The organism is Actinocorallia libanotica, assembly GCF_039525175.1.
Classification (GTDB): domain Bacteria; phylum Actinomycetota; class Actinomycetes; order Streptosporangiales; family Streptosporangiaceae; genus Actinocorallia; species Actinocorallia libanotica.
The window spans coordinates 91047-99960 of sequence record NZ_BAAAHH010000030.1 but is presented as its reverse complement, the minus strand read 5'-3'; the positions used below and the strand labels follow the sequence as shown (position 1 = coordinate 99960).

General features: G+C 68.4%; 7 protein-coding genes. All 7 read left to right on the top strand.

Annotated features, from left to right (window positions below):
- On the top strand, positions 1-1684 hold a 1684-nt coding region (locus tag ABD140_RS29700; protein WP_344244338.1), incomplete at its 5' end, for a glycosyltransferase family 2 protein.
- Positions 1685-2830 carry a glycoside hydrolase family 26 protein gene (locus ABD140_RS29695; RefSeq protein ID WP_344244337.1) on the top strand — a complete coding sequence of 382 codons (1146 nt, stop codon included), beginning with the start codon at positions 1685-1687 and terminating at the stop codon, positions 2828-2830.
- Positions 2820-4364, top strand: a complete 1545-nt coding sequence (locus tag ABD140_RS29690; RefSeq protein ID WP_344244336.1) for a hypothetical protein — start codon at positions 2820-2822, stop codon at positions 4362-4364. Before ABD140_RS29695 ends, ABD140_RS29690 begins: the two co-directional genes overlap by 11 nt.
- Positions 4365-4398: 34 nt before the next feature.
- The gene (locus ABD140_RS29685) at positions 4399-5721 is read left to right on the top strand and encodes a glycoside hydrolase family 26 protein (RefSeq protein WP_344244335.1); all 1323 of its coding nucleotides are present in this window, start codon (positions 4399-4401) and stop codon (positions 5719-5721) included.
- Positions 5722-5748: 27 nt separating this feature from the next.
- Positions 5749-6495: a polyprenol monophosphomannose synthase gene (locus ABD140_RS29680; RefSeq protein WP_344244334.1), complete on the top strand. Its 747-nt coding sequence runs from the start codon at positions 5749-5751 to the stop codon at positions 6493-6495.
- A gap of 68 nt (positions 6496-6563) precedes the next feature.
- Complete coding sequence (locus tag ABD140_RS29675) at positions 6564-7571, top strand: glycoside hydrolase family 26 protein (protein ID WP_344244333.1); 1008 nt, start codon at positions 6564-6566, stop codon at positions 7569-7571.
- Positions 7572-7592: 21 nt separating this feature from the next.
- Entirely contained in the window at positions 7593-8768 is a 1176-nt protein-coding gene (manA, locus tag ABD140_RS29670; RefSeq protein ID WP_344244332.1) for a mannose-6-phosphate isomerase, class I, read from the top strand.
- The last annotated feature ends 146 nt before the right edge of the window (positions 8769-8914 follow it).

The window sequence follows — 8914 nt, the reverse complement described above, 5'->3', positions numbered from 1 at the left end:
GCGGCCGCGCAACCCCGGACCCCGCCCCCCGCGCCGCCCCGTGCCGCCGGGCCCCGTCGGCGGGGACACGCTGCGCACCATGGAGGACCTGCCGCCGATGCCGCGGCGCCCCCAGCCGCGCGGGCGCCGGCTGCGCCCGGTCCCCCCGATCCCGGACCCGTCGCCGCTGCTGCCCCAGCCGCCCAACGACGAGGAGAAGTACTCCTACGCCAGCCGGCACACGTGGTTCCTGAACCTGTGCATGGTCGTGTGCATGGTGAGCCTGGTGATCACGGGCATCAAGTTCCTGACGATCAGCATGCTGTGGCTCGCCATTCCCATGCTGTTCTTCACCATCCTCAACTCCCTGCTGACGCTGCGGCTCGACCTGTTCAGCAAGGACTACAACCTGGAGCGCCACAAGAAGATCGTCGACAACTGGCGGCCGCAGCACTACCCCAGCGTCGATGTCTTCCTGCCGGTCTGCGGTGAGCCGATCGAGGTCGTCCACAACACGTGGACCGCGGTGCGCAAGGTCGTCGAGCACTACCCCGGCAAGGTCGTCCCCTACGTCCTGGACGACGGCGCCAGCCCCGAGCTGGCCGCCATGGCCGCCGACTTCGGGTTCCGCTACGGCTCGCGGCCCAACCAGGGCTGGTACAAGAAGGCCGGCAACCTGCAGTTCGGCTTCCACAGCTCCGACGGCGACTTCATCCTGCTGCTGGACGCCGACTTCGCCCCCCGGCACGACATCCTCAACGAGGTCCTGCCGCTCATGGACGACGAGCCGGACGTCGGCATCGTCCAGACGCCGCAGTTCTTCCGGGTGCTGGACCACCAGACCTGGGTGGAGCGCGGCGCGGGCGTCACCCAGGAGTTCTTCTACCGCTCGGTCCAGGTGTCGCGGCAGATCCGCAACGGCTCGATCTGCGTCGGCTCCTGCGCGGTGTACCGCCGCGCGGCGCTGGAGGAGAACAACGGCACCACGCTCATCGAGCACTCCGAGGACATCCACACCGGCTTCGACCTGCTGGGCCTGGGCTGGAAGACCAAGTACCTGCCGATCGCGCTGTCGGCCGGCGTGTGCCCCGACAACGTCGGCGCCTTCCACAACCAGCAGTACCGCTGGTGCATGGGCTCCTTCTCGCTGCTGGGCGCCAAGAAGTTCTGGCAGTCCTCGCTGCCCTTCTCGACCAAGCTGTCCTTCGCGTCGGGCATGGTCTACTACCTGCACACCGCGCTGTTCATCTTCGTCGCGCCGCTGATGACGATCATCATGCTGATCGTCGCGCCCGAACTGCTGAACATCGGCTACCTGCCGTGGCTGCTGCCCAGCCTGATCTACTCCACGATCATCTTCCCGCTGTGGCATCGCGCGACGTTCCGGCTGGAGGCCTTCTCGGCCGCCCTCATGCAGGGCTGGGCGCACGTGTTCGCGATCTGGGACATGGTGCGCGGCCGCGAGATGGGCTGGAAGCCCTCGGGCTCCAGCGGCGTCAAGAAGAACAAGATGCGCCGCGTCGTCGGTGCGTACTTCGTCTGGGGCGGCGGCTGCGCCGTGACCTGGCTCGCCCTGGCGGGCTGGCGCATGGCGACCATGTACCCGCCGGACGTGGCCATCGCCCTGGCCGGCGCCCTCTTCTACGCCCTGGTGCTGGGCCGCGTGCTCGTGGAGCCGCGCGAGTTCCTGGTGGAGGAGGACTAGATGAGGAACACGCGCACGCTGCGGACGGCGGCGCTGCTGCTGGCCGTCGCGCTCGGCCTGTCCGCCTGCGGCGACCCCGCGCTCGACCGCGGCGGCTACAAGGTCGCCAAGGAGATGGAAGCCCTCACCCCCGTCGACCCGGTCGACATCCGCAAGCTCATTTGGCCCGAGCAGGACTACCTCGGCCTGGCTTACGACGACACGATCACCTCTGGGATGGAGCGAGCCCAGAAGTTCGGAGAAAAGGTCGGCAAGGAGCACAACCTCCTGAAGTACTTCGAGGAGTTCGGCGCCACCTTCAACACCGAGGAGAACCAGACGCTCTGGGACGAGGGCTTCCTGCCGTTCGTCGACGTGGAGCCGATGGAGGGCACGCTCCGGGAGTTCGCCGACGGTCACTTCGACGACGAGATCAGGTCCTACGCCCTGCAGGTGAAGAAGGCCAACATCCCGTTGGCCTACTCCTTCGGCCACGAGATGAACGGTTGGTGGTACCCGTGGGGGTACTGCAGCAGGAAGGGCCACGAGACCAACAGCGGCGAGGAGAAGACCGGCGAGAACCTGGGCCGGGCCTGCGTGGGCGAGTCCAAGGACAACAAGCCCGAGGACTTCGTCGACGCCTGGCGGCACCTTCACGACATCTTCGTCGACATGGGCGTGGGCAACGTGATCTGGGTGTGGAGCCCGAACACGGCGAAGGAGGACGACATCCCTCCGCTGAAGGAGTTCTACCCGGGAGACGAGTACGTCGACTGGATCGGTGTCAGCGGCTACATGAACGAGGACAAGGACCCGAACTCGCCGATCTTCAAGCGGGACGACAAGATCGTTAATCGTGTGTTCGGTGACCTCTTCAAAGAGCTCAAGACCTTCACCAAGAAGCCGATCATCGTCGCGGAAACGGGATCGACCGCCACTGAGCGCAAGCAGTGGGACATCGCGAACCTGATCAAGGCCAGCGCGAAGCGTCCGGACATGCTGGGGTTCGTCTGGTTCAACATTGAGAAAGAAGAGTTCGGTAAGAAGACGGACTTCCGCATCGATGCCCGGCCGGACTCGCTGAAGATGTACCGCAACATCTTCAACGCTCCCAAGTGGGACTCGAAGTTCGGATTCAACCCTAAGCAGCTGATCAATGACGACTGAGACGAGCCTCGACCTCCGCCTGGCCCAGGAGCAGGAACAGGAGCAGGAGCAGCCCAACCGGTACCGGTCGAACGTCCGGCCCGCGCCCTACCGCATCCCGGCGGCCCCCCCGATCGCCTGGGCCTCGGACAACAGCCCCCGCCGCGCGTGGGTGAGCCGCCTCCTGCTGGCGTGCCTGCTGGTCCTCCAGGCCGTGCTGACGCTGCGGCTGCGCAACTCCGCGTCGCCGACCGAGATGCACGTGCTGCCCGACCACCGGTTCGGCGGGGACTTCACCAGCGGCTCCTCCCTGTACCCCTCGATCGCCCAGATGATGGAGGGCGCGCTGGGGATCCAGGGCCTGCGGTTCCTCAGCATGGTCTTCATGGTCTGCGCCACCGGGCTGCTGTACTCCTGGAGCACCCGCCTGTTCAACGAGCGGGTGGGCCTGGTCGCCGCCGGCGCGTTCGCCGTGATCGCGCCGACCCAGGTGCTGGGCGCGCTGGCCACCGAGGACGCCCTGTCGCTCTTCCTGCTGGCGCTGGCCACCTGGCTGGTGGTGCTCAGCCGCAGCGGCCCGTTCTGGCCCGCCATCGCCGCCGCGCCCGTCGCGCTGCTGGCGGTGGTGGTGAAGTTCGGCGCGCTGTTCTACCTGCCGTGGCTGGTGATGCTGGCCGTCCTGGTCTCGCTGCGGCACACCGCGACCGGCCAGGCCGTCATGCGGGCCGCGCCGCTCGCCGGGGCCTTCCTGTGCTCGGCCGGCTACTACATCATGGCGACCTCCGGGCTGACCGCCCCCGAGGGCGAGCCGGTCTCCGACCTGCTCCAGGGCTGGCTGAACTGGATCGGCCTGTTCACCGCCTTCGCCCTGCTCGGCGTGGTCATGTACACCCGCCGCGCCCGGATGGGCGAGGTGCCCACCGGCGCCAGCCCCGACCCCAGCCCCGTGTGGCGGCTGATGCTCGGCGTCGCGATGGTCCTGCCCGCCCTGCTGGCGCCGTTCTTCCTGCTGGCCTCCCCGGTCTTCGGGACGGTGTGGCGGCCGCAGTTCGCGTTCGGCGCGCTGCTCGCCGCCACGATGGTCGGCGTGGGCCTGGTCCGCCTGGTCGGCGCGCACTTCCACTTCCCCAACCTGGGCATCGCCGCGGCCGTCGCGCTGCTGTCCCTGGGCATGACCCAGTCGGAGTACGAGTACACGCTGTGGCCCAGCTACGAGAACGTGGCCAAGGTCGTGGACACCCAGATGCAGTCCGAGGGGCGCTACCTGGCCTCCGACCCGGGGACCTTCAGCTTCTACATGGAGAACTACCGCACGGCGCAGTGGAACGCGACGAGCGAGCTGAAGGGCAGCGCCGAGTCGGTGCTGAAGAAGCGCACCTACAACCTGATCGTTCTACAGACCCCTGCCGGTTCGGCCATCGACAAGGACCTGCTCGAAGCCTTGAAGAAGGGCGTCGGCAACTACCGGATGCTGACCGGGGAGCCGTTCCGCCTGGGCTGGACCGGAGGAAGCCACCAGCTCTGGATTCCGGATCTGGTGCACCCGGTCAAGTGATCGCACTATCCCCCCACCTGGAGCACAATCTGTCATGACGTCCATCAGACCCCTGCTGGCCCTGGCCCTCCCCGCGGTCCTGGCGGCCGGTTGCGCCGCCGGCTCCGAGCCGGTGGCAGCGCCCGAGAAGACCACCTACACGATCGACAAGGAGGCGAGCGGCCGGGACTTCTACACCGAGGAGGTCCCCCAGCAGACGCCCATCGAGGTCGAGGCGGCCGGTCCCGACACCGAGGCCCCGGCGGCCGACCCGGTCACCGGCCCGGCGGCCGCGTTCGACGAGCCGGCCGAGGAGCCGGCCGGCGGGCCGCAGGACACCTCCGCCCGGACCCGCAAGACCGGCACCAGCGGCGGCAAGATCGTCTACAACATGAAGCCCCCGAGGGGCTACAAGCGCTACAACGCCCCCGGCGCCTACAACGTCACCAAGCTGATCTACCCCCGGCGGGAGATCTTCGGCGTCTTCACCGACCAGCAGCGCAACCAGGTCGCGGACCGCAACGCGCTGGGCCGCAAGGTCGGCATGCAGCCGAACATGATCAAGAGCTTCTACGACTGGAACAACGGCTTCGACCCCAACTGGGCGCGGCAGATCTGGGCGGCGGGCGCGATCCCGCAGTACGAGCTCGAGATGCAGGACCCCGACGTGGCGACCATCGCCGAGGTGGCCAACGGGCAGCACGACGAGTTCGTCCGCACCCTGGCCAAGAACATCCGCCAGGCCAACGTGCCGGTCGTCTTCAGCCCGTGGCACGAGTTCAACGGCGACTGGTACCCGTGGGGCTACTGCGGCTCGACCTCCAAGGCCGACTCCAACGCCTGCCAGGTGAAGAACAAGCCGAGCGACTTCAGGCGGGCCTGGCGCCGCATGCACAACATCTTCAAGGCCGAGGGCGCCACGAACGCGATCTGGCTCTGGCAGGCCAACCAGATCGGCGCACGGCCGAAGGTGGGCCTGAAGCAGTTCTACCCCGGTGAGTCCTACGTGGACTGGCTCGGCGTGGTCGGCTACTACTACGGCGAGAAGGGCTGGTACCACACCTTCGACACCGTGTTCATGCCGAGCATCAGGGCCCTCAAGAAGGTCTCCAAGAAGCCGATCTTCATCCCCGAGATGGGCATGGACTCCTACAACCGCCCCAAGGACATCCACAACTTCCTGTACGGGGTGGCGAAGCGCTCGGACGTCATCGGCTTCCTGTGGTTCAGCTACAACAAGCCGAGCGAGATAGACTTCCGCATCGACACGAACGGGACCTCGACCCGCGCCTTCAAGAAGTACATCCACAAGGCGGCGTTCGGCTTCAACCCCAGGTCCCCGCTGAAGAACAAGTACAACGCCAGGACGCACAAGTAATCCCCGCCAGGTGAGGAGAGGCCGGACATGAGCGCCCCCGAACCGCTCGGCGCCGTGGTCGTGGTGATCCCGACCTACAACGAGCGGCTCAACCTCCCGCTGATCGTGCGGCGGGTGCGGGCGGCGACGCCCGATGCCGACGTGCTGGTCGTCGACGACGCCAGCCCGGACGGCACCGGGGAACTGGCCGACTCCCTGGCGGCCGAGGACGAGCGGATACGCGTGCTGCACCGCACCGCCAAGGACGGGCTGGGCGCGGCCTACATCGCCGGGTTCCGCCTGGCGCTGGAGCGGGGCTACGACGTCATCGTGGAGATGGACGCCGACGGCTCCCACCGGCCCGAGGAACTGCCCCGCCTGCTCGAGGCGCTGCGCGACGCGGACCTGGTCATCGGTTCGCGCTGGGTGCGCGGCGGCCAGGTGCGCAACTGGCCGCTGTCCCGCGAGGTGCTCTCTCGCGGCGGCAACACCTACGCCAGACTCGTGCTCGGCATCCACCTGCACGACGCCACCGCTGGCTATCGTGCCTTCCGGCGGACCGCGCTGGAGAAGATCGGCCTCGACGAGGTCGACTCCCGCGGCTACTGCTTCCAGATCGACATGGCGCTGCGGGCCGTCCGTGCCGGCCTGCACGTCGTGGAGGTCCCCATCACCTTCGTCGAGCGCGAGCTCGGCGTCAGCAAGATGAGCGGTGACATCGTGGCCGAGGCGATGTGGCGGGTGACCCGGTGGGGCGTCCGCGACAGGCTCGGCGCCAGGAGCCCCCGCCGCTAGGGACCACGGCGGCTCCGACCCCCTCCCCCCGCCCCCCGACCATCACACCCGAACGGCCTGGAGGCCTGATGAAGTTCCGGTATGTCGCGGCAACGGCGTTGCCGCTCGCGCTCGTGACCGGGTGCTCGTCGACGGAGGGCCCGGTGGACGCCCCCGCGGCACAGACCGCCTCGCAGGACCCCGGGGCGCACCCGCCCGGCCGGTCCGGCGGGCAGGAGACCGAGGCATCCCGCGCCCCCAAGGGCGACTACCTCGGCGTCTACATGGAGGGCAAGTACAAGAACAAGCCCGTCCAGCAGGCGAAGTTCTCCAAGCAGAAGTTCGGCCGCAAGCCGACCATCGCCAAGTTCTTCCACGCCTGGCCCTCGGGCTTCCCGACGAGCTGGGCGAAGACCGCCTACAAGGCCGGCGCCCTGCCGCAGATGGAGATCGAGCCGCACGGCGCGGGCACGATCGAGGCGATCGCCGCGGGCCGCAGCGACGAGTACATCCGCGCCTACGCCCAGCAGGTCAAGGCGGCCGGGGTGCCGATCTCGATCAGCTTCGCGCACGAGATGAACGGCTACTGGTACGACTGGGGAACCAAGAAGACCAAGGCCGGGACGTTCGTGAAGGCCTGGCGCCGCATGCACGACCTCTTCGCCGAGGAGGGGGCCACCGACGTCAAGTGGCTGTGGACGCCGAACGTCGTCTACCCGATGCCCAAGGTCAAGCTCAAGCAGTACTACCCGGGCAACGCCTACGTCGACTGGGTGGGCGTGATCGGCTACTACCGCAACAACCAGAAGTCCTCCACCTTCAAGTGGATCTTCGATCCGACGATCAAGCAGATCAAGAAGTTCTCAAAGAAGCCGATCCTGCTCGCCGAGACCGGCGTCCAGACGGGTCCGGGCCGCGACAAGAAGATCACGGACCTGCTCACGACCGTCGCCAAGCGCAAGGACATCATCGGCATTATCTGGTTCAACATGGACAAGAGGAAGGCTGAGAAGGCCGACTACCGGCTGGAAGCCAACAAGTCGTCGGTGAAGACGTTCCGCTCCCTCGTCACCAAGTACTCTTTCGGTCGCCCCTGACGATCGAGAGAGAATGACCATATGACCGAGCTGCTGCGGCTGGACAACCCGATACGGGCCTACGACTGGGGTTCACGCGACGTCCTCGCCGGACTGCTCGGAAGGCCGGTGCCCAGCGCCGGTCCCGAGGCCGAGCTGTGGATCGGCGCGCACCCCGGAGCCCCGTCCCGGATCGCCGGGCGGGGGTCGCTGCTGGAGCGCATCGACCGCGACCCGGTCCGGATGCTCGGTCCCGGCGTCGGCCGCCTGCCCTTCCTGCTGAAGGTGCTGGCGGTCGACGCCCCGCTGTCCCTGCAGGTGCACCCCGACGCCGGGCAGGCGGTCCAGGGGTTCGCCCGGGAGGAGTCCTGCGGCCCGCCCGCGGGCGACCCCAAGCGCTGCTATCACGACGACTGGCCCAAGCCGGAGCTCGTCTACGCGGTCACCGATTTCGAGGCGCTGTGCGGCTTCCGCCCGGTCGCCGACGCCGCGGCCGAGCTGCGCACGCTGGGCGGCGCCCGGCTGGCCGAGGTGGCCGGGGCGGTGGAGTCCGGCGGCCCGCGCGGGGCGCTGGAGCTGCTGGCCAACTGGCCGGTCCACGACCGCGCCGACCTGGTGGGCGAGGTGCTCGCGAGCGGCGGCTGGCGGGAGCTGCTGGCCCGCCGCTACCCCCACGACCCCGGGGTGGTCACCGCGCTGCTGCTCAACCGGGTGGTGCTGCGGCCCGGCCAGGCGCTGTTCGCCCGGCCCCGCACCATCCACGCCTACCTGCGGGGCACGGGCGTGGAGATCATGGCCAGCTCCGACAACGTGCTGCGCGGCGGCCTGACCCCCAAGCACATCGACCTGCCGGAGCTGCTCGAGGTCACCGACTTCACCCCGGGCCTGCCGGAGCTGGTCTCCCCGGTGGCGATGGGCGGGGGAGAGGTCCTCTACCCGGCGCCGGTGACGCAGTTCCAGCTCACCCGGCTGCGCCCCGATCCGGCGGTGGAGGTGGCGGAGCCGGGGCCGGGCGCGCTGCTGTGCCTGGAAGGCGAGCTGGAGGTGGCGCGCGGCGCCTGCCGTGAACGGCTGCGCTGCGGCGAGGCGCTCTTCATCCCGCACGCCGGCGGCGCGCTGCGGGTCACCGGAGACGGGACGGGTTTCCGCGCGGCGGTGCCCTGCGGACCGCCCGGAAAAAACGGCGAAGGACTTGGTGAATTCGTGTCCTTCCCGTGATCTATTGCATTCGGGACACGTTCTACAGCCTGTCGTTGAGCCGCTGGTAACATCCTTTTCATTGATAAATCCGGCATCAGGGATTTCTTGCGTGCGGCCTCTGCGCCGAACCTCCACGTGTCCCACGTGGCGCGCTGGACCGTGAC